Source organism: Streptomyces sp. NPDC046925 (genome assembly GCF_040644915.1).
GTDB lineage: Bacteria > Actinomycetota > Actinomycetes > Streptomycetales > Streptomycetaceae > Streptomyces.
In genome coordinates, this window is record NZ_JBEYWZ010000015.1 from 167,272 (window position 1) to 192,320 (window position 25,049).

20 protein-coding genes and 1 pseudogene are annotated in these 25,049 nt (G+C 68.4%); 11 read left to right on the plus strand and 10 right to left on the minus strand.

Annotation, left to right across the window (positions count from 1 at the left end; all coding sequences use genetic code 11):
- The first annotated feature begins 150 nt into the window (after positions 1-150).
- From ABZ906_RS39600 to ABZ906_RS39610, 3 genes are read left to right on the plus strand one after another with little or no spacing between them, the layout of a single operon-like run.
- Positions 151-1,797: a PP2C family protein-serine/threonine phosphatase gene (locus tag ABZ906_RS39600; RefSeq protein WP_361391030.1), complete on the plus strand. Its 1,647-nt coding sequence runs from the start codon at positions 151-153 to the stop codon at positions 1,795-1,797.
- Positions 1,794-3,386 (plus strand): cobalamin-dependent protein, encoded by a 1,593-nt coding sequence (locus ABZ906_RS39605; protein ID WP_361391033.1) that lies wholly within the window; start codon positions 1,794-1,796, stop codon positions 3,384-3,386. Before ABZ906_RS39600 ends, ABZ906_RS39605 begins: the two co-directional genes overlap by 4 nt.
- A 52-nt stretch (positions 3,387-3,438) precedes the next feature.
- Positions 3,439-3,963 carry a MarR family transcriptional regulator gene (locus ABZ906_RS39610; RefSeq protein WP_361391036.1) on the plus strand — a complete coding sequence of 175 codons (525 nt, stop codon included), beginning with the start codon at positions 3,439-3,441 and terminating at the stop codon, positions 3,961-3,963.
- 149 nt (positions 3,964-4,112) lie between these two features.
- Here ABZ906_RS39610 and ABZ906_RS39615 read toward each other — a convergent pair whose 3' ends face one another.
- Positions 4,113-5,246, minus strand: a complete 1,134-nt coding sequence (locus ABZ906_RS39615) for a PP2C family protein-serine/threonine phosphatase (protein ID WP_361391165.1) — start codon at positions 5,244-5,246, stop codon at positions 4,113-4,115.
- Positions 5,247-5,812: 566 nt separating this feature from the next.
- On the opposite strand from ABZ906_RS39615, the gene ABZ906_RS39620 reads away from it, so the two are divergent.
- Complete coding sequence (locus ABZ906_RS39620; protein WP_361391039.1) at positions 5,813-6,424, plus strand: hypothetical protein; 612 nt, start codon at positions 5,813-5,815, stop codon at positions 6,422-6,424.
- Positions 6,425-6,645: 221 nt separating this feature from the next.
- On the opposite strand, the gene ABZ906_RS39625 is transcribed toward ABZ906_RS39620, so the two are convergent.
- Positions 6,646-7,050: a DUF6640 family protein gene (locus ABZ906_RS39625; RefSeq protein WP_361191366.1), complete on the minus strand. Its 405-nt coding sequence runs from the start codon at positions 7,048-7,050 to the stop codon at positions 6,646-6,648.
- A 283-nt stretch (positions 7,051-7,333) separates the two neighbouring features.
- Here ABZ906_RS39625 and ABZ906_RS39630 point away from each other — a divergent pair, with 283 nt between their 5' ends.
- Entirely contained in the window at positions 7,334-8,356 is a 1,023-nt protein-coding gene (locus tag ABZ906_RS39630) for a phosphotransferase (protein ID WP_361391042.1), read from the plus strand.
- Here the strand turns inward: ABZ906_RS39630 and ABZ906_RS39635 are convergent.
- Positions 8,353-9,171, minus strand: coding sequence for a glycosyltransferase (locus ABZ906_RS39635; protein WP_361391045.1), 819 nt, complete (start codon positions 9,169-9,171; stop codon positions 8,353-8,355). The two genes, ABZ906_RS39630 and ABZ906_RS39635, sit on opposite strands and share 4 nt — an antisense overlap.
- 243 nt (positions 9,172-9,414) lie before the next feature.
- The gene (locus ABZ906_RS39640) at positions 9,415-9,738 is read right to left on the minus strand and encodes a hypothetical protein (protein ID WP_361391048.1); all 324 of its coding nucleotides are present in this window, start codon (positions 9,736-9,738) and stop codon (positions 9,415-9,417) included.
- Positions 9,739-9,945: 207 nt separating this feature from the next.
- Here ABZ906_RS39640 and ABZ906_RS39645 point away from each other — a divergent pair.
- Positions 9,946-10,335: pseudogene (locus tag ABZ906_RS39645) on the plus strand (transposase); the annotation flags it as partial.
- Here ABZ906_RS39645 and ABZ906_RS39650 read toward each other — a convergent pair.
- A complete protein-coding gene (locus tag ABZ906_RS39650) occupies positions 10,327-10,755 on the minus strand; it encodes a DUF5959 family protein (RefSeq protein ID WP_361391051.1) in 429 nt (142 codons plus the stop codon). The pseudogene ABZ906_RS39645 and the gene ABZ906_RS39650 overlap by 9 nt on opposite strands.
- A gap of 379 nt (positions 10,756-11,134) precedes the next feature.
- Between ABZ906_RS39650 and ABZ906_RS39655 the strand changes: the two genes are divergently transcribed.
- Complete coding sequence (locus ABZ906_RS39655; protein WP_361391054.1) at positions 11,135-12,754, plus strand: endo-1,4-beta-xylanase; 1,620 nt, start codon at positions 11,135-11,137, stop codon at positions 12,752-12,754.
- A 223-nt stretch (positions 12,755-12,977) separates the two neighbouring features.
- Here the strand turns inward: ABZ906_RS39655 and ABZ906_RS39660 are convergent, their stop codons facing one another.
- The 4 genes from ABZ906_RS39660 to ABZ906_RS39675 form a co-directional block, all read right to left on the minus strand.
- Entirely contained in the window at positions 12,978-13,280 is a 303-nt protein-coding gene (locus ABZ906_RS39660; protein ID WP_361391056.1) for a hypothetical protein, read from the minus strand.
- Between the two features lie 329 nt (positions 13,281-13,609).
- Entirely contained in the window at positions 13,610-13,810 is a 201-nt protein-coding gene (locus ABZ906_RS39665; protein WP_361391059.1) for a hypothetical protein, read from the minus strand.
- 1,011 nt (positions 13,811-14,821) lie between these two features.
- Positions 14,822-15,205 (minus strand): hypothetical protein, encoded by a 384-nt coding sequence (locus tag ABZ906_RS39670; protein WP_361391062.1) that lies wholly within the window; start codon positions 15,203-15,205, stop codon positions 14,822-14,824.
- Positions 15,206-15,381: 176 nt separating this feature from the next.
- Positions 15,382-16,029, minus strand: a complete 648-nt coding sequence (locus tag ABZ906_RS39675; protein ID WP_361391065.1) for a hypothetical protein — start codon at positions 16,027-16,029, stop codon at positions 15,382-15,384.
- Between the two features lie 800 nt (positions 16,030-16,829).
- Between ABZ906_RS39675 and ABZ906_RS39680 the strand changes: the two genes are divergently transcribed.
- From ABZ906_RS39680 to ABZ906_RS39695, 4 genes are all read left to right on the plus strand, one after another.
- Entirely contained in the window at positions 16,830-17,246 is a 417-nt protein-coding gene (locus ABZ906_RS39680) for a hypothetical protein (protein ID WP_361391068.1), read from the plus strand.
- Entirely contained in the window at positions 17,239-20,157 is a 2,919-nt protein-coding gene (locus ABZ906_RS39685; RefSeq protein ID WP_361391071.1) for a tetratricopeptide repeat protein, read from the plus strand. The genes ABZ906_RS39680 and ABZ906_RS39685 overlap by 8 nt, the downstream gene beginning before the upstream one ends.
- Positions 20,158-21,355: 1,198 nt before the next feature.
- Entirely contained in the window at positions 21,356-21,883 is a 528-nt protein-coding gene (locus tag ABZ906_RS39690) for a GNAT family protein (RefSeq protein WP_361391074.1), read from the plus strand.
- A gap of 235 nt (positions 21,884-22,118) precedes the next feature.
- The gene (locus ABZ906_RS39695; RefSeq protein ID WP_361391077.1) at positions 22,119-22,439 is read left to right on the plus strand and encodes a PadR family transcriptional regulator; all 321 of its coding nucleotides are present in this window, start codon (positions 22,119-22,121) and stop codon (positions 22,437-22,439) included.
- Between the two features lie 1,126 nt (positions 22,440-23,565).
- Here ABZ906_RS39695 and ABZ906_RS39700 read toward each other — a convergent pair.
- A complete protein-coding gene (locus ABZ906_RS39700) occupies positions 23,566-24,936 on the minus strand; it encodes a WD40 repeat domain-containing protein (protein WP_361391080.1) in 1,371 nt (456 codons plus the stop codon).
- Positions 24,937-25,049: the final 113 nt, after the last annotated feature.

Sequence of the window (25,049 nt, forward strand, 5' to 3'; positions counted from 1 at the left end):
TCTGCGGGGCTGGCGGGGATTGACGTCCGCGGTTAAACGGCGATCGCGGGGGCGGGTTGCCAGCCGGGGGGTCCATGAGAGATCTTTGCCGGACGGCAAATGATTTCGACCGGATGAGGTGAGGGGTTCGCGCAGCGGGCCCTCGATTTTGTGACTCCCGCTGAGCAGGTTCCCGCCCAGAGCGCCGTGGCCGAGTCGGCCGCGGCATGGACGTCGTCGCCCTATCCGGTTCTGGTCGTGGAGGCGGACAGGACGGTACGCCATGCGAACCGGCACGCCGTCGCACTCTTCCCCCGCCTCGGCCCCGGAGTGCCCCTGGATGTCTGTGGGCCGGCCTGGCTGGCCAGGGCCCACGCCTGCCGCGAAGGAGAGGCTCCGACGGGGGAAAGCGTGTCGGGCATGGTGGGGGAGCGGAGCTTCGAGGCCCACCCCACGGTGCAGGGCGACGGGGCTGTGGTGTGGTGGCTGGTGGACGATACCGACCACCGTCTCGCCCGTGAGGCCCTGCGCATGGAACGTGAGCGCACCGCGTTCCTCACCGAGGCCTCCAACGCGCTGCTCTCCTCGCTGAACGTCACCCGGTGCATGGACGTCACCGCACGGCTGGCCGCCGAGCACCTGGCGGACGCGGCGGTGGTCGTCGCGCCGATGCGCGGCCGGCTGCTACCCCTCGTCGCCTGCCTGCACGGCCAGAGCCCCCAGCACGCCGCATACGACGCCGACCCGGCCGACGTACCGGGCCTGAGCGAGGCCTTGCAGGGCTTCCCCCCGGTGCACTCCCGCTGGATCGACCCGGCAAACGCGCCGGACTGGCTGATCCCCGAGGGGACAGGCGAGGTGGGCTCGATAGTGATCACCCCTCTGCCTGGCCACGGTGTTCCTGCCGGAGCGCTGGTCTTGTTCCGGCGCAGCGGCGAGCGTGCTTTCACCAAGGGCGAGGAGGTCTTCGCCCGCCTCTTTGCGGCGCGAGCCGGTGCGGCGCTGTCCGCGGCCCGCCTGTACGCGGAGCAGGCCTCACTGACGGTGACGTTGATGCGTGAGCTGCTGCCGCCGGCGTTGCACCAGATCTCCGGGGTGGAGTTCGCCGGCGGATATCGTCCCTCGCAGGTCAGCGAGCGGATCGGCGGGGACTTCTACGACGTCCACCCGGCCGCGGCGGCAGGGGAGGCGTCCTTCGCCGTCCTGGGAGACGTGTGCGGCAAAGGGCTGGAGGCGGCCGTGTTGACGGGCAAGATCCGCAACACCCTGCATGCGCTGTTGCCGATGGCCGACGACCACCAGCGGGTCCTCGAACTTCTCAACGGGGCCCTGCTCAGCTCCCACCACACCCGCTTCGCGACACTGGTGCTGGCCTCTGCCGTACGCGAGGCCGCCTCGGTGCTCCTGCGGGTGACCAATGCCGGTCATCCGCCGGGACTGATCGTGCGCCAGGACGGCACCGTCGAAGAGGTGGGCTCGCGCGGCACGCTGATCGGCGTCATGCCCACGATCACGTCCACGACGATCGAGGCCCACCTCGCGCCCGGTGAGTTCTGTGCGCTGTTCACCGACGGCATCACCGAGGCCAGGGGCGGTCCGCTGGGTGATGAGCTGTTCGGCGAGCAGCGGCTGAGGAACGCTCTGGCGCGGTGCGCGGCGATGCCGGCCGAGGCGGTCGTCGAGCACGTGCAGATGCTGGCCTCCCAGTGGCTGGCCGGCCGGCCGCACGACGACATGGCCATCATGGTCATCGCCGCCCCTCTCACGCACCACCTGAGCGCCGTGGACGGTCGCACCCGGGGGAGGTTCACCGCATGAGGACCCTTGCGCACCCCGTCCTCGGCGACGGCACGGGCGACGGGTCTGGCGCTGCGACGGCCGACCGTTCCGGCCACGCCACGGTCGACGGCCTGTGGGAGGCGGTCTCGCGCGGAGATGAGCGCACCGCCACCGCCCTCCCGTTCACCGCACCGCAGGAGGGCATACCCGCCGAGCGCGTGCTGCTGGACCTGATCACTCACGTCCAGCGCCGGGTGGGGGAGGAGCGGGCCGCCAAGCGCATCACCGTCGCCCGGGAGCACGCCGCCACCGCCATCAACGACCGTGCCCTGGCGGCGCTCTCGGCGCACTGCGCCGACCACACCGCAGGCGCCCGCGGCCGCGTCCTGGTGGCCGGTGTGGACGCCGAGTGGCACTTTCTGCCCGCCCGCCTGGTCACAGAAGTCCTGAGGCTGCGCGGCTGGCAGGCCGACTGCCTCGGCGCGCAGGTCCCCACCGACCACCTGATCTCCCACATCCACCACACCGGCCCCGACCTGGTCGCCCTCTCCAGCGCGATCCCCACCCGCCTGCCCCTGGCCCACGCCGCGATCACCGCGGTCCAGGCCACCGATTCTCCGGCCATGGCCGGCGGAGCCGCCTTCGGCGCCCGGGGCCAACACGCCCGTCTGCTGGGGGCGGACGCCCGGGCCCCCGATGCCGCCGCAGCCGGCCTCCTGGAGCGCGCCCCTGCTGCGGCTAGCGCCGGCCCACCAGCCCATCGACGACCTGCCCCGCTTGGCCGACCAGGAATACACGATGGTTGCCCGCCCCCGCCCCGCCCTGGTCCGCACCGTCATGGGTTCCCGGACCGCTTCCCTGCCATGGCCGCCCACACCGACGCCCAGCGGGCGCGCACAGCCGAGGACATCGCGCACATCGTCGGTTTCTGGGGGACTGCTCTCTACACCGATGACGTCGAACTGTTCACCGGCTTCCTCACCTGGACCGCCGGCATTCTCACCGCCCGCAGCGTCCCCGCCCGATCCCTCATTCCGACCCTGCACATCCTCGGCGCGGAACTCGAGGACTTCGACCGCGCTGCCGACATGCTCCGCCAGGCCGCCGACCACCTCACAGCCGGCGGGCTATACGCACACCGCCACTCCCGGGACCACCCGATGACCACACCCTCCGCGCACCGGACCACCGGGCTTGCCGTCACGACCTCCACGCCGGGCTGTGACACTGGCGTCCTGCACCTGGAGCTGCACGGATATCTGGAACACGGCACCTGCGAGCGCTTCCTGGCCGAAGCCACCGCACAGTTGGCTGCCGCCCCCGCGAGTCTGCGCACGCTGCGGGTGAACTGCGCCGACCTGGGAAGCATCGACTCCATGGGGCTGTCCGCCCTGCTCATGCTCCACCGCCGCACCACCACGGCAGGAGTCGGCCTGCACCTGCACGATCGCACCGCGGCCCTGGACCGCATGTTGACGATCACCGGCACCCTGGACCACCTCGCGCCCGGGCGGCTCGGCGAAGCGGACCGGCGCACCCGGTCGGACCCGATGGCTTATCGTCATACACTCGACGACGGCATACGGGCCGGGCAGCCGGAGACCGCGGCAGGTCCCGACCAGGCCTGATCGACGCGGATGTTCACCACCGGGGACCGCCTCCCTCGAACGGGATGACCACATGACCGAGCACGCCCGCACCGCCTCCGCCCAGGCAGCCCGTCAGGTCGGCGACATAGCCGAGCTCCTCGACGTTCTGTGGGAACAGGCCCGCAGCGACTCCCCGGCGCCCAATGTCCCCGCCTCACAACTGCGGGTGATGTATCTCGTCGACCGCGAGGACGGCCTCCGCATGCGCGCGCTCGTCGAACTCCTGGGAGCCGCCCCGCCGTCCGCCTCACGCCTGGTCGATCGTCTGCAGGCCCTTGGTTTCGTCCGGCGCGATCCCTGCCCCGACAGCGGTCGTGAAGTTCTCCTCTCGTTGACCGCCGAGGGCCGCCGGTATCTGGCCCGCATCCGCGAAGAACGCGACGACCTCCTCATGCGGACTCTCGCCACCATGCCCGCCCGCCAGCGCACCACCCTGACCCGCAGCCTGGCCGCCTTCCAGGAAGCACTGACGGGCCGGCCCGATCCCCGTCTGCTGCCGCCCGAGACCCCGCCGGCCCCGGCCCCCGGGGCGCAGGACGTTGCCCGCTCCGCCTGAACCACTGTCCTTCGCCTCGGGATCGCGATGGCCCGGGAGTGTCGCCGTGCACCGCGTCCACATCTCCGCTTCGCCGCGATCATGGCTGGTGGAACCGGCGACGCGGCCGTACGCGGCTGTACGCCGCCGCACGCGGCGAGCTCGGCCCGCTAACCGATTTCCGGGCGCCCGTACCAGTCGAGGCAGACGACCAGCGCATCGTCGTCAAGAGGGGTCTCACCCCGGTACGTGGAGAGCTCACGCAAGATGGCTCCGGGCACCTGCGGGGGCGGGAGCAAGCTGGTGGCCGTCAGCGACCGCGCCAGCGCTCGCTCTCCGTACCTCTCGCTGGCCGAGGAGAGGGTGTCATAGACGCCGTCGCTACCGATCAGAAGACGGTCGCCGGGGAGCACCGGAAAGTGCTGGGAGGTGTACTCCGTGTCCTCGAACATGCCCAAAGGGAACTGAGCCTCCAGGTACATGGCGTCGACTTTCTTGTCCCGCAGCCGCCACAGCCGGGGAGATCCGGCATCCACGGCCTCGACCTCACCGGTCGCCAGGTCGAAGCGCAGCAGCAGCACCGAGACGTGCGCCGCACCGCGGTACTGCGCATACACCGCCTGGTCGGCGAGGCAGGCCTGGTCGGCCAGGCTGAGACCGGCCCGCCGGGCATTGCGCATGGCGTTGACGACGAGGTTGGTGAGCAAGGCGGCCTCAATGCCCTCGCCCATGCCGTTGGTGACGGTCAGGGTCAGATAGTCCTCGTCCGCGGACCAGTCGAAGTTGTCTCCGAAGATCGAGTACGCGGGCTCGAGGTGGCCCCCGAGGGCGAACTCGGGGCGGGAACAGGCCCGGCCCGGCAGCAGCTGCCACTGCATCTCCGCGGCAAGCGTCAAGCGTGCCGCTCGCCGGGCCAGCACATACAGGTCGGTGTCCCGTTCCGCGACGAGGATCTCGTGCCCCAGCACCTCGCAGATGTGCTGGACCTCCGGAATCAGCGCCCGATCGTAACGATCCTCCGGAAACGTGACGGACAAGATCCCCATGCGGTCTCCGCGGACGGTCACCGGGAAGTGCACGGTCACCGCGTGTCCGTCGGGATCAGCACTGACCTGGGCTTCCTGAGATCCGAAAGCGCGCCCCTGCGGACTGTCGTGGATCATGACCGGCTTGGTCGTGAACGGCACGGTCTCGACCGCCTGCAGCGACCTCATCCCGTAATCAGCCAAACGCAATTCGACGCGCGCGGCGCCGTACTGCTCCCCGAGGGTCACCGTAACGATCTCGAGCAGTGCGCTCGGCATCGCCGCTCGCAGCGCATGCTCGACGGTGGTCTGTCTCTTCACGTCGTCCCGCTTCCCCATCCACCGCGATCCGCACACTGCAGGCGGTTGCGGGCCGCCGGTGGCTCGCTCCCTGGGTTGACGCCCGCCGGATCGCATCCGATTTTACCTCTCCAAACCATTGCCGGACGGCAACTGCGGGCGTGATGAATCGCCCAACAGGCGCAGTGCGCCGGTGCATGATCGGCATTGTGCCGCTGCCCCTCGGGGTTATGCCCCCTCACGGCCGGGGGGCGGCCACGCTCGCGACTCCGGCGACGCCCTGAACGAGGCCGCAGGAGTTCTCGCCCCGCAGACCGCAGCCGAGCCGGGGGAACAGCCACCCGCTGGGTCCGGTCCGCCGCCGGAACAGCCCGAGCCCGCCACGGACGGCGGGCCGCGCCGGCACGAGCCTGTCGCGCACCAAGTGCAGCCGACCGCCGTGGATCGCTACGTCCTGGAGCCTGCTTGGAGGGTCTTGAGGCGGGTGCTCGGAAACACTTAACGTAGCTCGTTCTGCCCGTCTGCCCGCAACGGAGTCCTCGGCAATGGTTTTGGCCCCCTATCGGCTCATCTGGCTGGCCCTGTGGGTCGAAGCGTCGCCCGAGGAGAGCGCGGCGTTCACCGAACACTTCCGTACGGCTCTCGCACCCCACGGTGAGGTCGCCGTGCACGCTCGGGATCCTTTCCCCCGCACCCCGCAGATGCTGCACTTCGAGATCGATCTGACGCCTCGCGCGTCCACCTCTGAATGCCTGCGCGCACTTGGCTTCGACTGGGGCGGGCACGGCTGGGAACGGCCGGTCGATGGCAGGGCCTTCCTGCACCCTGCCGTGCACGGCGCCCAGTGCGGCGAAATGGAGGCGGCCACCGCTCCGCGGTTCGAAACGGGGGACGTCGTGAGGGTTCGCGACTCCTGTGGCGCACGCGAACTGGGGCTGGTCGGTGCGGAGGTGATCGTCGGGTTCCCCGATTACGACGCCGACACCAAGCCGCAGTGCAGGACGTGGCGCTATTCCGTACACGTCGAAGGGCAGGACGAGACGGAGGACCTCGCCGAAGGCGATCTGGAGCCCACCGGTCGACACGTACAGCTATACGGTGAACGCATCAGCGTCACCCGCGACGGCGTGGCGATGGGGCCATCCGGCACGGCCTGACCGCCGGGGGAGTCCGGCCCCGTGGTCGCAGCAGCTCGATGCCCTCCGGAATGGTCCCCGTACATGCGGGCACGACGGCCGGACGTCACATGATCAGCAGCTTTTAATCAGAACCCGTCCGGGAACCTGCCTCGAGAATTCCCGGACGGGTTCCGGCTGAGCGGTGGCGCGTTGGTGCCCGCCGGTGCCGTTGATTGTCTGCTGGCCCTCTTCGCGCATGTTTACTTGCGCAGCCTGCGGCGCTCCAGCGCATACGCCAGCCCGTTGAGGGCCAGGGTGGTCCCGGCGAGGAACGCCTGAGGGGCGCCCTTCTTCGGCGGATCCATGAACGCCGTGCCCGGGTACGCGATCGCCGACAGCTGCGTGACCCAGTACAGAGATGCCGCCCCGGCGGCCAGGTTGAGGCGCTCCTGCGAACGGCTGTCCCCGCGACCCCACAAGGCGCAGAGCCCTGTTGCCCCGAGTGCGGCCCCCAGGCTCATGGTCTGCGCGTTGTGGAACTTCGCGTGCGGTGGCCAGTTCGGGTTGTAGATGTGGGTGTCGTTCCAGTCGGCGATGTACGCGCCGCACATCGTGCTCAGGGACGACAGCGTCAGCAAAACCCGTCCGGGCGTGATGACTGCCATGGTTCTCCTCGATCCTGCAAGTGGCCGCACAATGAACGCAATTATGAACCAATCTGTCCCAGATTACGTGTCGGGTAGGGCGCCGGAATGGCGAGGTGCGTACGAGAAGACTCAGTTCGCACACGCTTGCCTCCGGCGCGGGCGACGGGACGGCCTGCGTCGAGGCCGCCGGACGCCCTGGCGCCCGCCTCTGAGCTGCCGCGAGGGCCAGGGTTGTCATCTTCGGGATACGCACGCCCGGACAACGAATGTGCCGGATTGGCTTAGGCGTAACGTGCTTGGGGTGACGGATGCGACCAGAGAAGAGGATCTTCCGGCGGCTCTCCCGACTCTGTCCCGTGCGTTCGGGCTGGGCGAGGTCCGCGATCGGCAGTTCCTTGCCCATGGCCTGATGAACCGGAACTGGCGGCTGGAGACGGCTGTCGGGACGTACGCATTGAAAGAGGTCACCGACGCTCCTCTGCCGAAGGTCCGCAGAAACCTCGCGGTCCTGGTAGACCTGGCTCGTGAGAGCGTCCCGGTCCCCGCGCCGCTGCCTGCCGAGGGCGGGGATCTCGTGGTCGAGGCCGACGGTCACGGCTACTGCGTCCTGACCTGGGTGGACGGCGAGCACGTGCAGGGGACAGACCTCACGCTCGGCCAGGTTCGCGATCTCGGAGCTCTCCTGGGCCACCTTCACGAGGGCTTGCGCCGGTGCGGTCCCGGTCCGGTCCCGAAGCAGGCGCCGGTTGCGAAGGTCCGCGATGTGGCTGAGGCCGAGCGGGCCGCTGTCGCTCTCTTGGGCCATCTACCGGCCGATCCGGTGACCGACTTCGACAAGGCGGTTTCCGAGGCCCTGCACGACCGACGCCGTCTCTTGGCGCGGCACGCTGATGCCTGCCCGGAGGGCGAGGAGCCGACTGGGCCCTACGGCTGGACGCACGGTGACTTCCAGTACCGCAACCTGCTGCGGCGGGAGGGCCGGGTGGTGGCGGTCCTGGACTGGGATCGGCTCGGGATCCGTCCGTACGGGGAGGAGGTCGCGCGGACCGCGCAGGTGCAGTTCGGGGTCGGCGGCGTCTTCGACCTCGACCGCATCGCCGCATTCTGCTCCGGCTACCGGTCCGCGATCGACTTGTCCGAGGCCGACCTTGCCGACGCCGTGAAGCGGTTGTGGTGGAAGCGGCTGACCGACTTCTGGCAGTTGGAGTTCTACCTCGACCGCCAGGACCCCGCCTTCGGTGAGATGTTCCTGACGAACGAGGCACTGCTGCACTGGTGGACCGACCGTGCCGACGAGGTCCAGGCCGCCTTCGCGGCCCGCTAGCCGACTGCTGCGGCGGGGATCAGCCCGGCGGCAGCCAGCTCGGGCAGGCACGGCCGGACCAGCGGGACTGTCCCTGAGCGGGCCTTCGTGCCGAGGCCGGGTCGGTCGGCCGACTCGATCGCCCGCACCCAGGCGTCCACATCGTCCGGGTGGAGAATCACCCCGCCGTCCCCGACCGCCTCGGGGATGCCTCCCCGGGACGAGCCCACCGTGGCGACGCCGTGGAGTCCGGCCTCCACGATCACCTGGGGGAAAGCACCCTCGACTTGGGAGGGCACGAGCAGCAGGTCGTTCGCGGCGCAGATCGGTCCCATGGCGCAGGTACGGGGCACCCAGTGGACGTTGGGGTAGCCGATGAACTCGCGGGCGGTGTCCCACCATCCCTCGACGAGGGGGAACCGGTGGCCGGGGAGCCGGTGGATCAGCTGGTGCAGGAGAGCCGCGCCCTTGACGGGGATGGGGTTGACCATCAGCACGCCACCGGCGGGATGACCGTCCCTGCCGTGGCCCGCGGCGAAAAGGTGCTCGTTGCCTCCGGCCGGCGCGAAGGGTGGGTAGAAGACGACCGGCTGCGTTTGGGCCCGGGGCTGGGCACGCCCGGCGACGAACCTCGACGTGGCCAGGGCGACGTGCGGCTCGCCGCGGAGGACGTCCATGCTGTTGGCCGAGACCGAGTGCAGCCATCCGGCAACCCGCGAGGCCCGGCGGGCGAGGACGGCGAGGTCGGCTGCCCCCTCCTGCGAGGTCACCACGAGCTCCGCCCGCACCGTGCCCAGGACTTCCCGCAGGGCCTTCTCCACTCGGTCCTGGGGCACGGCCCGGCAACGGATCCCGTTCCACACGTAGCGGACCTCCCCACCGGCTTCCTCCCACTCGGTGCCGCGGGCCTGAAGGTGGGCGCGGAGGCGCCCGCTCTGTGCTGACCCGTTCCAGGGGGCCTCGTGGCTGCCGAGGTAGACCACCTGCCACCCGGCCTGGGCGAACTCCTCCGCGACTAGCTGTTCGGAGACTTCCGCGCCGCCGATCAGTAGCGGCGGTGGTGTACGTCGCCACGCCGGTCACCGGCCTGCCCAGTAGGCGAAGAGAGCCTGGACGACGGCGGCGGTCTCCTGACGATCGCCGTCGCCATCGGCCACGGCCATCTCCCTGCCCACGGGCCTGCGCGCGGGGCGGCAGAAGTAGTCACGGAAGTAGCTGAGGAAGGCGGGGTCGTGGAGGAAGTACTCCGGCTCCACCTCGTGGTGCCCGGCCGCTTTGCGCCGTAAGTGCAACAACTCGGGGGCCACGTCCAGGTACAGGGTGTGGTGCGGCTGCAGGTGAGGCAGGTCCTGTACTCGGCGCCTGAGTTCGGGCACGACCCCGAAGCCGTGCATCTCGTCCATGACGTGGGCGTGGGCCAGAAGGGCGTCTACGGTGCGGTCCAGGACGATGGGCCCGTCGTGCTGGCGGGCTGCTTGAACACGGTCCGCCTCGATCTCCATGAACCCCATGAACGCTTCCACTTGCTCGTCTGCCGACCGAGTAGAGGGGGGGATGTCCTCGCGGCGGCTGAACGACTTCACGTAGCAGGGGAAGAACACGGTGTTGCCGGTATCCCGCTCGCCGTCAATCTGACCGGCGGCAACCGCAACGTCGTCACGCAGCTCATCCCGGTTATCGAAGCGGTCCCACCCGTGCGGGGCAAGCGTGGACGTCGCCGGCGCCGGCCCGACATCGTCCTCGGAGACCGTGGATACGACCACGACAGGTACCGTCGCCTCGTCCGGGCTCCCGGGGTGAAGCCCGTGATTGCCCGCCGGGGCAGCGAGCACGGCTCCGGCCTCGGTACCCAACGCTGGGTCGTGGAGCGCGCGTTCGCCCATCTGCACTGGTTTTGTCGCCTGCGGATCCGCCGGGAGATACGGGACGACATCCACGAAGCCTTCCTCACCCCCGGATGTGCGTTGATCTGCCGGCGGCGACTTGTCTCCCTACGCTGAAAGCATCGGAACCCAGTGATTCATCACCTGGTGCAGACGTTGCCTGTGGTCGGCGATCCAGTCGTCCGGCGGGACGAGTGGCACCCGCACGGTGACCATGGACCCCGACTCGTCCTCCACGACCACCTCCGGACAGTCACGCTCGCCGGTGAGCTGGATGGAGATGGACGGCCCTCGGTCCCACTCCATCCACACGACATCCTCGTCGGCGTCGAGCCTGTGCAACGCGGTGGCCCAACTTCCAAGTTTCGAGGCTGACAGCACCAGGCCAATACGGCCTGACACAAACGGCGTCCTGACAACAATCTCGGCGTCGAGCCCGGCGCTCCAGCCCGGATCGCGGCCCAGAACGTTGACGGTGACGCTGTTCCCCTCGGCATCGGCGAGAGAGATGAGCTCCCTCGGAGCGATGTCGCCCATAGCTGCCCCTTCATCGGCACGTATCGAGAGATCGTCACCCTGCAAAGAGTGCATCCGCTACCCCATTTCGGTGGGGGGTCTCCGGCCGTCGTTCCCGATCGGTCCTCGGCCGACGGTGCCTCACTCGCACCTGGAACAATGGTGATCAGTCACAGCGGGGCGGCGCGATCGGTTGCGCGCCGTTCTTGCCGCGGCCGGGGAGGACGGTGCTCGGCGACGGCGTGGCTGGGGGAGGCGGTGCCGTCGCAAGACGGGCTGGGGATACGGAGTGCTGCTGTTCATGCGGTTTCGAAAGAGCGCTGTCATCGCGGTTGTGTGTGCCTTGGTCGCTGGTGTCCCGGGGGACCGTGCCGGCACCTCCGCGACTGCGGGGGGACCTGTGAAGGACCTCCTGAACGGCAGGGACTGGGCTCACTTCGCCGGCGCCAAGCCCACGGATGCAGGGATACATATCACGGCCCTGGACCGGCGCATCACACGCCAGGACGGTACGGGCGGACAGCCGAACCCGCCGGTGAACCTGCGCGGTCCCCACCTGGTGTTCAGAGGGGATGTCCGGATCGAAGCTGCCCTGCGGCGCACGGATGACACGGATGCCTACCTGCATCTGTACGGTCAGACGCCGGTCGTCTACGACGAATGGCGCTACGAACGGCGCGGCGTGCGCATCGGCGTGGTCGGCGGGAGGCTGCGGATCGACCGCTGGGACGGGGACTCCGACCAACCTGCGATGACCCGGACCTTCGGGAGCGGCCCGGGGCCCGGAGTCCGCCTCGCCGTCGAAGTCCGCGCCAACAGGCTGGTGCTGGAGGCCGACGGCAGGGTCGTGGGAAGCGTTCCCGCGCACGACGTCTTCGGCAGTGGCCGCATCTGGTTCGGCGCGGATGCGGGAGCCCGCGGGAAGGGCTGGACCCTCAGCAATCTTAATGCGCGGTCACTGGGAGGGGGCCGGATGTCCGTCGTGGACGCGCCCGGTCTGCGCGTGCCCCGGTCCAGCGATGCGATGCGTGATCTGGCGGCGCATCTCCCACGCCCGATCCGTATGGGAACCGCCCTGGCCGCGGGCCCCTTGCTGACAGACAGCGCCTACCGCCGGACGGCGGGTGAGGAGTTCTCCATGCTGACGCCGGAGAACGACTTCAAGCCGCAGTTCGTCCAACCCCGGCGCGGCGTGTTCGCGTTCGCGGAAGGCGACACCTTGGCGGACTTCGCCGAGGCCAACAGGATGAAGGTGCACGCCCACACCCTCGTCTGGTTCGAGGCCCTGCCCGCATGGATGCGCGAAAAGATGACGCACGGGCAGCGCAGGCGCGTCATGGTGGAGCACATATGCGCGGTAGCGGGCCACTTCCGGGGGAAGGTGGCGGAATGGGACGTGGTGAACGAGCCCATGTCCGACGAGGACGAGGACTACGCAGGCGGCAACCGGGGCGTGCGGCCGCAGTTGTGGTTCGAAGCAATGGGCGAGCAGTACATCGACATCGCCTTCCGTGCTGCCCGCGAGGCCGACCCGCACGCGGTGCTCTACCTCAACGAGTACGGGGTGGAGGAGGACGGTCCACGCTGGGATGCCCTCTACGCGCTGCTGGTCCGGTTGAAGGAGCGGGGCGTTCCGATCGATGGCGTCGGTTTCCAGGACCACGAGTACGCCGTCGGCGACCGTACCGACCCCGAGGTCTTCCGACGCAAGGTCCGGGCTCTGGCCGGGCTCGGCCTGAAGGCCCGGGTCTCGGAGGCGGACGTCCTCGTCGACGAGGACGAAGAGGACATCCAGGCGCGCCAGTTGGCGGGGAAACTCGCAGTCTGCGCCGAAGAACCCAACTGCACCTCGTTTGCGACCTGGGGCTTCACCGACAAGTACGGCTCCACGGCCGACCTGCGCCACTATCCCCCCAGTCCGGGAAACGCTCTTCCCTGGGACGCGGCGTACGAGGCGAAACCCGCCTACTGGGCACTGCGTGACGTCCTGGACGACGCTCGCCGCTCAGGTACCGGATAGGTACGGCGAACACCGCGAACGACCCGCGGGATCGTTTCATCCTGATTTCGCAGCTCGCGGGGCTGAGGGTGGGGCTGGTGCGGTCCGGGAGTAACGGATTCCTGCCGGTCAGTATCATGATCACTGCGGGGGGATCGTCGGTCACCTCTGGATCCGGTGTCCGCGAGGACGAGGAGGGCCTGCAGGAGGGTGCTCGCGTGGCGGGCGTTCGTGCGGACCTTGGTCAGGATGCGCCAGGACGTGAGGTGGGCGAACCCGTGCCCGACGGCGGCGCGTTCGCGGCTGACCAGCCGGTTCGCTTCCTTCCCGGCACCGGGGAGTTGGTGGTTCCGGGTGGCCCCTTGCGGCCGGTGATGATCACGGGGTCGTCGTGGCGGAATCTGGTCAGTCCGACTCCGGCACCGGACTGAAAGGTCTGCCAGTCGACGAGGGCGGCGTGCACTTCCTGGTGACGGGCCAGGACGTGTACGTCGTAACGGGACAGGCGGACGATGCCGACGGCCGTGACGAGCACGCACTTCGCCACCGCGAATTCGTAAGCACTGCTTTGACTACTGGTGTTCGGCCGCCCTCCTCGTCAGCGGTGCTGGGTGAGGAAGACGCGGGCGCGCTCGTCGAGTTCGGCGCGCACCGCGGGCCCTCGGCCCGGTTCTGGCGCAGGTCCCCGCGCAGTGAGCGGACCGCCTTGAGGGCCCGGGTGGACTTCACCGCGGCCATGGTGTCGATGGCACGGTCCCAGGTGGCGCACGCCTGCTCGATACCGCCCTGCTTGGCCTGCTGCTCAACCTGGGCGACGAGGTCGAGGGCGATGATCCGCGCGTACGTCGCCCCGGGCCGACTCGCGGAGGCGATCGCTTAGCTGCGGGCGGAGTTGGGGCGGTCGCCCAGCGTCTCGAATACCTTCGCCGTGCGGCTATGCACAGTGGCCGCGGGCGGCTTCCACACCAGCGCCCAGAACGGCACCTCGTCCCCGCCCCCGGTCTCGGCGACGAGGGCGGTGTGAGCGCGGTCAAGGTCGGCAAGGGCCCGCTGAGCGCATTGACCCCACGACTTCATCGCCGTTGCATGCTCGTGGGCCTTTAGTGAGCAGCTCGGGGAGAGCCCGTTTCTCAACTGGGGAAGGCGACGGAAAATACGAGTTGGGGCATGATCGCGAGACGTGCGTGGGCCGCCGTAGAGGCTGTGCGCGCGGGGTTGTCTCGGGAACCTGCAGGAGCGTTGCGGCGGCGAGGTGGGCGGGCCCCGGTCAGCACTGCAGGCCGAGGATGCCCCACCCGTGCCCCGCCGCCACGGTCACTATCTCTCCCCATTCGGCGACGAGGGCGGACGTCCGGTTGGAGGACGCGATCTGGCTAGCGACCGTCTTTCGCCGCTTGACGTCCGCTGACCTTGCACTGGTGTTCTGCGATGCGGGATACACCTTCGCCATTCGTCTCGTGGCCGAGACTGCCGAGGCCGAGCTTGCACGACTGGTTGATGCCGCGGGGTGACCCCTCGGGGTTCGACGTGATGCCGTCAACGCGGGCCCGTTCTATTCAGCGGCCTTCGGCACGTGCATCGGATGCATCTCGGCCCGAATGCGGTGCAGGCGTGCGGGGCGGTGCCAGCAGCCGGCCGCGTCCCTGGCCACATCGACGTCCACCTCCACCCCCGTCTCGGGTCGCACCAGCGTGACCTGCAGTTTCTTTTTGGTGCCCCATCCTGCGGAGAATGACCAGCCGGTCCAGAGGTGGCCCGGGGAGGCGGGTTCCAGCAGGCCGGACAGTGCGCCGCGGGCCGCCCGGGTGGGCGAGTGGTTTGTCCCGTGTAATGCAGGCGCCCGGTCGAGTCGTACAGGCCGAGCAGCAGGCTCCCGGAGCGTCAGGAGTTTCGGTGACGGCGCCGACGTGTGGCGCATCTTGTACTTCTGCCAGCGGCGCGCCCTGGGGCGGTAGGGGCCATCCAAACTCGTGAGAACGAGCCCCTCGACGGCGCTCGGGCCTCAAGAGGGCCTGACTTCTACTTCCGGAAAGTGCTCGATGGGCAGCGAGGGGAACGCGGCGATGGGAGATTCCGCTGCTGCTACGGTCAGGCCCGCGGCGCTGGTGTCCGCATCGAAGACACGCGCCAGCGTGATGCTGCCCCGGGTTCAGCGACCTGCTTGATCCACGGCAGTCCGCAGGCTGAGCTGAAGAACACGGGAGCGTCGAGCCGCTGCGCCAAGAGGGCGGCCAGTTCCCCCTCGGAGAGACGCTGCCGCACCTGCGCGGTCGCGTAAATGATCAACGACCAGGCCAAGTCTCCCTCAAGGCGCTCGTAATCGCAGGTGACCAGGGCGTTCCAGTTTCGCGACTCAAGCTCGGAAAAATCCGACACATCCGTCTCGCAAATCAGAACGCCGAATGCCTGGGAAAGAAACTCGGGCAGGGCGTTGGGAACTCGGCTGTCCGTCGTGAAAAAGCCGTAGGTCATGGGGTGGTGGGCCTCCTGTATCTCTCGATTGAGTGTGCTCGTCCTCCACCGGATCCGGATTGTCCGCCGAGGACCCGGCCATTGTCATCACCAGCTGATTGGCCGTTGTTGCAAGGCATCGCCGGTAGCTGCTCTGGATACCGTTTGGAGATCGCCCGGGATGCTGCAGGTCTGGCTCACCCCCAGGTGGCGCCGGTGATCAGGTCGGGATCCAAGTGCCGGGCGGCCACGGTTGTGATGGCCGGGCAGGCGGGGCCGTCGCCGTGTTTCCAGGTGTTGACGATGCAGGTCTGTACGGGGTGTACGGGGCCCCCGGAGCGGCCGCCGGTGTCGGTTTCCAGCGGCCGGTCCTGCGGGGCGGCCAGGGCGTAGCAGGCCAGCATGGTGCGCTCGTCCTGCCACCAGTAGTGGTCCAGAATCGCAGGGTGGGTGAAGTCGAGGCTGTGGAAGGTGACGGCGATGTCCTGCAGGCCGTAGGGGGCGCTGCGCAGGGCGGGCCCCACGTCCTCGAGATTGTCACCGCGGGCCAGGAGGACCGCCCGCTCGACCGAGGCACCCCACGGCGGCGGTTCACTGTCCGGGCCGGGCACGCCGACCTCGGAGAAGACGAGCTCCGTTCCGATCGCCGGCGACTCGAACCGGGCCCGCCCCAGGACGCCGCCCCAGCCCAGACCGGCATTCACGCACAGCGAACCGGCAAACAGCATCCAGGGCGTACACACGAGCTGCTCCCGGCCGAGGTCCACGACCAGGCGTTCGAAGTCCTCCCGCGGCAGCAGCACAGGCGCTTGCGGCGCGATGAAGGTATCAACCCATATGCCCACGCGCTCGTTATAACAGCACTCCGGATTCACGTCACCCCGATCGTTGCGGCGCCCGGCGCGAAGGCCCGTCCGATATCCGATCCCAAAGATCGCGGCGAGTCTGACGATCGCCGTCGGACGCCACTGCCCCGACATCAGGTGGACAGTGCCCCTTGGAAGCCGCAATTCAGTTCACGACTCTGAAGCACACCCGAATCTTTGAGGAAGCGTCATACCCGCGGACGGGGTGCAGGGGTCCGACGCGCTCTCCCGTGCCAACACTCCGGCTCTCGAAGCTCACGCCGTGCAGGACAGCGGTGCTTTTCCGCAGGGCTGCCGGTGGGTTGGGGGAGGCTGGCCGGCGTCCGCATCGAGGGCGGGCGCGGCCTCTGCCAGCCGAGGCGGTGGAGCGGTGAAGCCGTATCCGTTCCGCCGGCGGGCTTGGCTCCGGGGCTTGCAGAAGGACCGCACTGCCCGCCCTTGGCGCCCTCCTCGGCATGAGCTGGGCCATCGGCCACGGCCTGGATGTCTGCATCAGCCTGCCGCTGGCGCTCCTGCTGCCGCTGTGCGTCGACCAGCTGCCCGCCGGCCTCGACGCCCGCGCCCGCGTCCATGCGGAGCATCGTCGACGCCGGACCCGGTCCTCCGTCCCTGCTGGATCTGATTGCCCGGCGTCAACCTACGGAGGTAGGCGGTCGTCAGCTCCGTGCGTGCGTCGCCAGGGGCAGCCCGTGCGTAGGCGGCTGCGCAATGTCCGTGCCTCGAAGTCACTTGCGTTACAGTCGACTTGGCCGTAGTCGTGTGCGTGACGGGGGTTCCGTGTGGACGGGGTTGGGGTCGAGCAGGTCCGGGTAAGTTTGTTCGCTCCAGATGATCCGGAGTCGCGTGCCACTGCGCAGGCGGCATTCGCGGCGGCCGAGAGCGTCGGGAAGGGTGTCGGTGCACGCGGGGCCGTTCCTCTGGGCGATGTGCTGCTGATCGGGTCGGTGGCAATGCATGGGCTTGCCTACCTGATCAACACGCTGCGCAAAGCGTGGAGCAAGGGCGTGGTGATCGATGCTGTCGGGCGTCGACTGACTATCCGTCAGGACGCGGCACTTCCCCGTGGTTTGGTAGTCGTGCGCTCCAAGTCGGGAGAAGTGACCGTTCGCGATGGAGCCGGGCTGGCGGACATCATCGCGGACGCGCTGCCCTCGCGCGGCAGCGACACCCCGGGCGAAGGGCCGGGGAATGCGTGACGAGGGGCGCAGCGTGATGTTCGCCCGATACCAGAATCCCGTGCTCGCGGCCGAGGCACGCGAGATGAGTATGAGCTGCATCGACCTCTCCTATCTTCGGTGGCTCACTGGCGAGCAAGATCCGGAACGTGCATGGGAGATGTACTTCGGCGCTACCCAGCCTCAGGTGCGGGAAGTCCTTGACCGGCTGCTGGCGACGTTTCCTCCGGAGGAGCGGGATCGAGCCATCGGGCTGGCTGGTTCCGTGGAGGCGTTTTGTCTCCCATCGAACGAGACGGCGTCGCGCGTCTTCGAAAACCCGGGCGAGGCCACCGGCTACCTCATCGGTATCTCACCGCTCGTGGTCCAGTTGAGCGCCGATATCGCCTGGGGGATGAACATGCTTTCTCCCTATGCCGCCGAGAACATCGGTGGCACGTGGGACGCGGCAGCGGGGAGGGAGACGCTCGACCTCCAGATCAGCGAGTATGTGCGTGCGCTGGAGGGCATCGGCGAAACACCCATGCCCACCAGCGCTGTCAGCATCGCTCTGGAGCATCGTTCGCATCAGGAGTGGCCGCACGGACAGGGCCCTCAGGATTACCGTGAAGCGGCCATCGCGTTCGTCCTTGCGCACGAACTCGCCCACATCCAGCACGGGGACCTGTCTCCAGCAGAGGAGACGACAAGAACGAGGCTGTTCCCGAGGGACTTTGCCTCGCTTCTTCAGATTTCCGAGGAGGCGAACGAAGAGCTCATGGCGGACGCGTCGACCTTCGTCCGGAGCTACAACTACTTCCTCGGCACCTGGTTCTTCAAGACCGACACCTCCGGTGCCAGTAGCCTCTCCCCTGGGCGCTTCAAGCATGAGCTGCAGTACCAACGTGTGGCCTTGCATAGCGCCCGGCGCGCGACCGAGGCGTGTGAGGCGTACTACACCACGGTTGCCATTCTCGGGATGATTGCATGGCGCAGCGGCGACGACGAGAAGGCAAACCGCTTGCTGGCCACTGCGATGCGGGCCCCCTATGTCCAGGTCTACATTCAGCGGGATCGCCAGCAGCAAATGGCCCCTAAGATCGGGTCGTTCCTGTGGACTGAGCGGGATGTCGCGTACCGAAGAGTGCATTTTGACTGGCGCTTCCACTTCATCTGCGACGTCATGCCACAGGCATGGCGCCGCCTGGGCCTGGACGTCCCCCACACCCCTCCGGACATCTCGGTCACGGGGAGAAACCTTGCCGACTTGCTGGAAGAGGCGGACGTCGTAGCCGCAGCGGCAGCCGTCCTCCAGGAGCGGCTCGACAGCCAAGAAGGTGTGCTGGGGCATGACCACCCAGACGTCCTGGAGACACGACAAGGAATCGCGTGGTTCCGGGAGAAGGCGGGAGACACGGCTGGAGCAGTAGCTGCCTACGCCGAATTGCTCACCGATTTGGAACGCGTGCTCGGGCGCAACAACCGCAGTACCCTCGCTGTCCGGCACAACCTGGCCTGGCTGCGGGGCCGGGCGGGGGACCCGGCCGGCGCGACAGTCGCCTTCGCTGAATTGCTCGCCGACCAGGAACACGTACTGGGGCACGACGACCTTGAAGTCCTGGAGACGCGGCACGAACTCGCTTGGTTGCAGGGGAAGACGGGCGATGAGAGGGGAGCGGCAGCCGCCTTCGCCGAACTGGTTGCCGACTTGGAAAGGGTGGCCGGGCCCGACCACGCCGCCACCCGCGCCGCCCGGGATGGCCTTGCCCACTGGCGGCAGAAGACGGGGGATGCAACGGGGGCTGCCACACGGCTGCTTGCCGAGAAGGAACAGACGCTGGGGCCGGACCACGCCGACACGCTTGCTGCGCGGCAGGCCCTCGCCGACTTGCGGCGGGAGACGGGGGACGTGACGGGAGCAGCAACCGTCGCCGAGGGATTGTTCGCCGACCGGGAACGCGTGCTAGGGCCCGACCACCCCGACACGCTCAGCACCCTCGCCAGACTGGCCCGCTGGCGAGGGGAGGCGGGGGATGCACTGGGGGCAGCAGCCGCCTACGCGGACCTTCTCGCCGGCCAGCAACGGGCGCTGGGGCGCGACCACCCGATCACCCAGGTGACCTGGGGGCTCCTTGGCTTCTGGTGGGGGATGGTAAAGGACACGGCCGGTTCAGCCGAGGAACTGTTCGCAGTGCTGGAGCGGGCGTTGGGGCGCGGCCACCCGATTACCCGGGCCACCCGGGCATGCCTCACCGCCTGTCAGGGGACAGTGGCCGACGCAGCAGAAAAGCTGTTCACCGTCCTGAGAGGGGGAGACGACCGTCCTGACATCCTCGCCACACGGACGCGCCTCGCCTATTGGCGGGGGATGGCGGGGGACGCGCCCGGAGCGGCGGCTAGCTTGAAGGAGTTGCTCGCCGATCAAGAGCGCGCACTGGGCCCCGACCACCCCAAGACCTTCACTACCTGGAATCACCTCGCCTATTGGCGGGGGATGGCGAGGGACGCGGCCGGAGCGGGAACGACTTTGTCGGAGTTGTTCGCCGACCAAGGGCGCGTACTGGGCCCCGACCACCCCAGCACTCTGAGGACACGACGCGCTTTGGCCATCTGCCGGGGGGAGGCGGGAGACGCAGCCGGGACAGCAGTCGCCCTAGAGGACTTGCTGGACCACATGCTGCAGGTGCTTGGTCCTGACCACTCCCTCACCACGGGGACGCGGCTCGGGCTCGCCTACTGGCAGCGCCGGGCGAGGGGAACGGCCAGATCAGTCGCCCTGGAAAAGATCCTGGACGCCACACTGCGAGTGCTGGACTCCGATCCCACCAACCCCATGGAAAAGCGGCACAGCCTCACTTACTGGCGGCGCCAGGCGAGAGGCGCGGCTGGCCCAGCAGCCGTTTTCGGCAAACTACTGAAGGGGATTCTGCTGCCTGACAATGATCGTCCTTGACACGCGAAGATCAACATGCGTAGGTGACCGCAGTGCCGCACATCCCTGTCGCACACCACGAACGAGACCGGAGCTGTTCACCAAACTGAGTTGGGTGTAGCTCTTGCTCTGGGAAGTAGGCGTGGCGGACTGGTTCATGTTCATCGGGCGCAGCACGGACCACCTAGGCGCCCAGCGCAGCCTCCACGTTTACCGCCCTCCCGGAGATCGCAAGGCTGCTACCGCCCGCCCTGTGGGCCACCGGCGGAAGGAAGAACGGCAGGCTCCTCGCCGACACCAAGGTAGCCAGCGCAGGCTTCCGCGACCGCAACGCCGGCTGGGACCCCCGCGGGCCCGCCGCTCTTTCCTGCGCAGCGAACCCCGGCACCGCGACATTTACGCCCTGAAGACCGCCGACGGGGGCGCCCTGGCGGTGGTGCCCCTGGCCCACCAGCAGGTGGCCCGCGTCCTCAATGCCGGTCTGCAGATCACCCCCGACGCCGAGGGAAAGATCTGCGATCTGCGCGCCCGCGCGGTCGTCGTCGACGACTTCCACGGCCAGGGCCCTGGCCCACCTGCCGCCCACCGGGAAGCCGCGCGTCCTTGCCGCCCGCTACGGGTTCGTCGACTCGCACTGAGCCCGGGTTGTGCCCTCGGAGGGCTCCTCGCTCCAGCGGAACCAAGCGCCGTCGATGTGCAGGAGGAAGCCGGTCGCCTCGTGACATGCCGTCCTGCCCGGTTCCCGTTCCGGCCCGACGCGGCGCTCCCTCGCCCGGCCACGGCACTGCGAGCTGCTGGAGGTTAGCACCTTTGAGAGCTGGCTGAAACTCCCGTAAATGCGCCGGGAGTGCTGCAAGCCTCACAGCGCCACTGTCCACAGACGCGGGGGAAGTTCCGTGAAGAACAGTGCGGGTGCAGTGCTTGCCGCTGCGGCGGCGGTCCTGACCTTCGGTGCTCTGGGCGCACCGGCATCCGCCGAAGCCCGCGGGGGGTACTTCTGACGGGTCGAAGTGGTACATCGGAAGCGGCAACTCCCACGGGGTGGTTGGCTGGGGCATCCCGAACTCACGGTCGCCTGGGCCGACGCCGCCTACGGGGGTGCCCTCATCGACTGGGCCCACCACTCACTTGGCCTCACGCTTGAAACGGTGCCCCGCCGCAAGGACCAGGACGGCTTAGCTGTCTTCGCAAAGAGGTGGAGAGTGGAACGGGCCATTTCGTGGATCATGAAAGCACGCAGGAACGTCCCGCGCTGGCCAAGGACAGCGCGGCGATTCACCGACGGTGGCTAGGTCCTCAAGAGCACACGCCGGAGGGCTTCGAGCGCCGCCTCCAGCATTTTGAACACCCCACTCACGAGGGCTTCGTCATCTGCCTGCACAGCACCGGCCAGATCGTCGGCGGCGTCAACATCAACAACATCGTCCGAGGCGCCCTCCAGAGCGGGACGTTGGGGTACACCGCCTACGCCACGACCGCTGGCCGTGGCTATATGACGGAAGAGCTGGGCCTCGTCGTCCGCCTCGCCTTCGACCAGCTGGAACTGCACCGGCTCGAGGCGAACGTCCAGCCGGACAACACGCCATCGCTGAACCTCGTCGCGCGCCTGGGCTTCCGACAGGAGGGCTACCCAACCGCCTTCCAGTTCATCAACGGCGAGTGGCGCGGTCACGAGCGCTGGGCCATCACAGCCGATATCGCACCCGGATACGCGCGTGCCTACGCGAGGCCCACAATCGGCGGCTGAGACGTTCACGGAAGGCTCCTCAGAAGCGGCTCTTAAAGTACCTATCCTGCGGTAAGACGCCAGGTCAGAGTGTTGCCCGGACTGAAGAGCGGCAGTCTCTCCTCAGCGCGCCGCAGGCCGGAGCCGAAGGGGGAAATGTCGTTGCTCTGCGCGCAGCTGGCGTCGCCGCGCGTTGTTTTCCCGTCACCGACACTCGTACTCGACATACTCTCTTTCCGGTGCTCCACTGGAAGACATGGCAGCGCTTCGTCTCACGCAAGCAACGATCGGCGTACTCAACGAGCTGCTCGACGCGTCGCAGGAGGAGCCGACTTGGGGGCTGAAAATCTGTGTTCAGGCAGATCTTGGTTCCAGTACCGTGTACCCGGTGTTGGATCGTCTGTCGAAGCTGGGGTGGGTTATCAGCTGGAGTGAGAGCACTCCGCATCCCGGCAGGCCACCGCGCCGCTTCCATGCTCTGACAGCGGACGGGCGTACTCAGGTGCGACAGCTCTTGGAGCAGCGATCGGCCAGGCGGCGGCTTTCTCTTCGGCTTCCGTTGTGGGGCCAGACCTGATGATCCTTAAGGTTTGGGGCAGGAGTGTCAGCGCGGGCTGTTTGATCACTATCATCGGCCTGTCGGTCAACTGGCCGCTGGCGGCTTGGCTGGGTCTGCTTCCCGGTGCCTGGTGCCTGTACCGGTCTGCCCGTCAGCAGTGGGCGTGGTGGGGCGGTACGTCGCGGGGTGGGCGCCCTCTCTCCGCCCTGGGTGCCCGCTCGGCATCACTTCTCACCACGGCGGTCACTGCCTCCGCGGTTCGCTTTGCGGGGTCCCGCCGACCTCATCTGTACGGTGAGTGGCTGGCCCACCTCGAGGGTGACAACCCTTTGACCGGAGCAAGGCTGACGTTACATCAGCGCCACCGTGCCGCTCTGGGCTTTCTGATAGCGGCAGTGCGCATGCGCGCAGCGGACGGCGCGGCGCAACTTTGGAGGCCTGTGGACTGGGTGCTGTCGACCGATCGGAGGCTCAACACCTGCATCACCGCTGTAGTGGTGTTGACTGCCGCCTATCTTGTGCGCACAGATGGGCTTCACGCGGTGATTGCCGGGGAGTGGCAGACCTGCGCGGGAATGGGTGGTTGTCTCTATTTGCTGGCCCGTTGGCTGCGGGGTGTGCGGTCGATCCCGGTGCGCGTGCGCGGCGGGCGCAACTCCGGCGACACCAGGGGCGGACCGCCGTAGGCACACGACCGGGTCGCCTGGATCGCCCCCCCGCACCCGCGTGCGTTCGCAGCTGCTCTCCGCGCGCGGGGATGGCCTTCCACTCGCTGACGCTGTCCTTCGCGCTAGGTCTGTCCTTGAAGAGCTGCCGCTCATCGACTCTTTGGGGTCATTGTGCCGGGTGCTGTTTGGAGTCCTTCCGGCGAGGGCCACGCGGGCGGGTGCGGTGTGCGTAGGCTGCGGTTGGCTTCATGTTGTCCGGGTGGGGTAAATGTTCGATTTTCTGGAAGTTGCTCAGAACGGCCTCTTCGCCGGGTAGATGCCCAGGTCGGCGAGACTGCTCCCCGCGCCCGCGGGGATGGACCCACCGGCATCGCCGTACCCGCCGCGGCGTGGAGTCCGGCCGCGCAGATCGTGACTGCCTTCGCGTAGCGTTTGGCCGGGCTGGCTGGCCGGCTCGAGGATGGACAGTCGCGCCCCTACGCAGCCGCTTCCCTGCGATGGTAAAGGCGCACCGTCTTATCCATGCCGGCGGTGGCCAGTAGGCGCCCGTCCGGAGAGAACGCCACCGAATTCACCCCCAGAGAGTGGTCGGCGAAGGGCATTGCGAGAGTGGAGCGAGTGGCAACGTCCCACAGCCGCACCGTCTTGTCGTCACTTCCCGTGGCCAGGAGGCGCCCGTCGGGGGAGAACACCACCGACCGGATCGAGCCGTCGTGGATGAGTGAGTCGCTGAGCGGAGTGAGGGTGATGGTCTCCCACAGCCGCAGCCTGTTGTCAGAGCCGCCCGTGGCCAGGAGGCGCCCGTCGGGGGAGAACGCCACGCAGTTGACGTCTTTGGAATGCGCGGTGAAGGGAGCGCCGACTGGGGTGCGGGTGGCGACGTCCCACAGTTGTACCGTGCCGAGGCTGCTGGCAGTGGCCAGGATGTATCCGTCGGGAGAAAAGGCCACCGACCGCACCCGGCCGTCGTGTTCGAGTGGTTGATCGACTGGGGTGCGGGTAGCGATGTTCCAAAGCTGCACGGTCCAGTGGCTGATGGCGGTGGCCAGGAGGCACCCGTCGGGAGAGAAGGCCACAGCCGTCAGACGGTGGGTGTGTTTCAGCCGCTTGCCGACCGGGGCGAGGGCGGCGGTCTCCCATAGCCGCAGCCTTTTGTCGTCGCTGCCCGTGGCCAGGAGGCGCCCGTCGGGGGAGAACGCCACGCAGTTGACGTCTTTGGCGTGAGAGGAGCTGGCGGTAGGGGTGCGGGTGGCAACGTCCCACAGTTGCACCGTGCCGAGGCTAATGGCGGTGGCCAGGATGTATCCGTCGGGAGAGAAGGCCGCCGACAGCACCTGTCCCTTGTGGGGCAGGGTGGCAAGAGCGGAGTAGGCGGCCTGCGCCTGGTCCCCCGGCCTTTGCACGAAGTGGCTCCTGGCGGCTGGGCGGGGTTCGGGCTGCGGCATTGCCGTCCCTGTTCCGTCCGGGGCGGTCGGGTCGGGAGCAGCGGAGGAGCGCCGTCGGTTCGGCTGCAGCAAAGTGAGCGCCTTCCACCGGGTCCGCCAGGGCTCAAGGGCGGGAGATCCGTGGTCGGGAGACTGGCACTGGTGTCCGCGCTCGTCCCAGGACAGCAGGGTGCGCACCAGCGCCATCAGCTTGTCCATGCTCACGTACTTGGCGTTCAGGGCGGCGCTCTGGGTTGCGATGGGCAGCGCCCCGGGGCCGAAGAGCTTGTGGGCGCGGGCCTCGATCGTGCGCAGGGAGGGATTGCCCCGCTCGACCCGAAGCCGGCGCAGACGCTCGGCCTGGTCGGCCAGCGCGGCTTCGTAGGTGTCCGTGCCGCGGTTGGTCTCTTCAGACTGCGCCATGGGCCTGCTCCCGTCGTGCAGCGTATATCGCACGGTAGCGGGCTGGCCGTTGAACGACGCCAGCTTTGGCGGAACAGCCCCGAAGGACGTGTGCCGTGCGCTCCGGGTGTTCG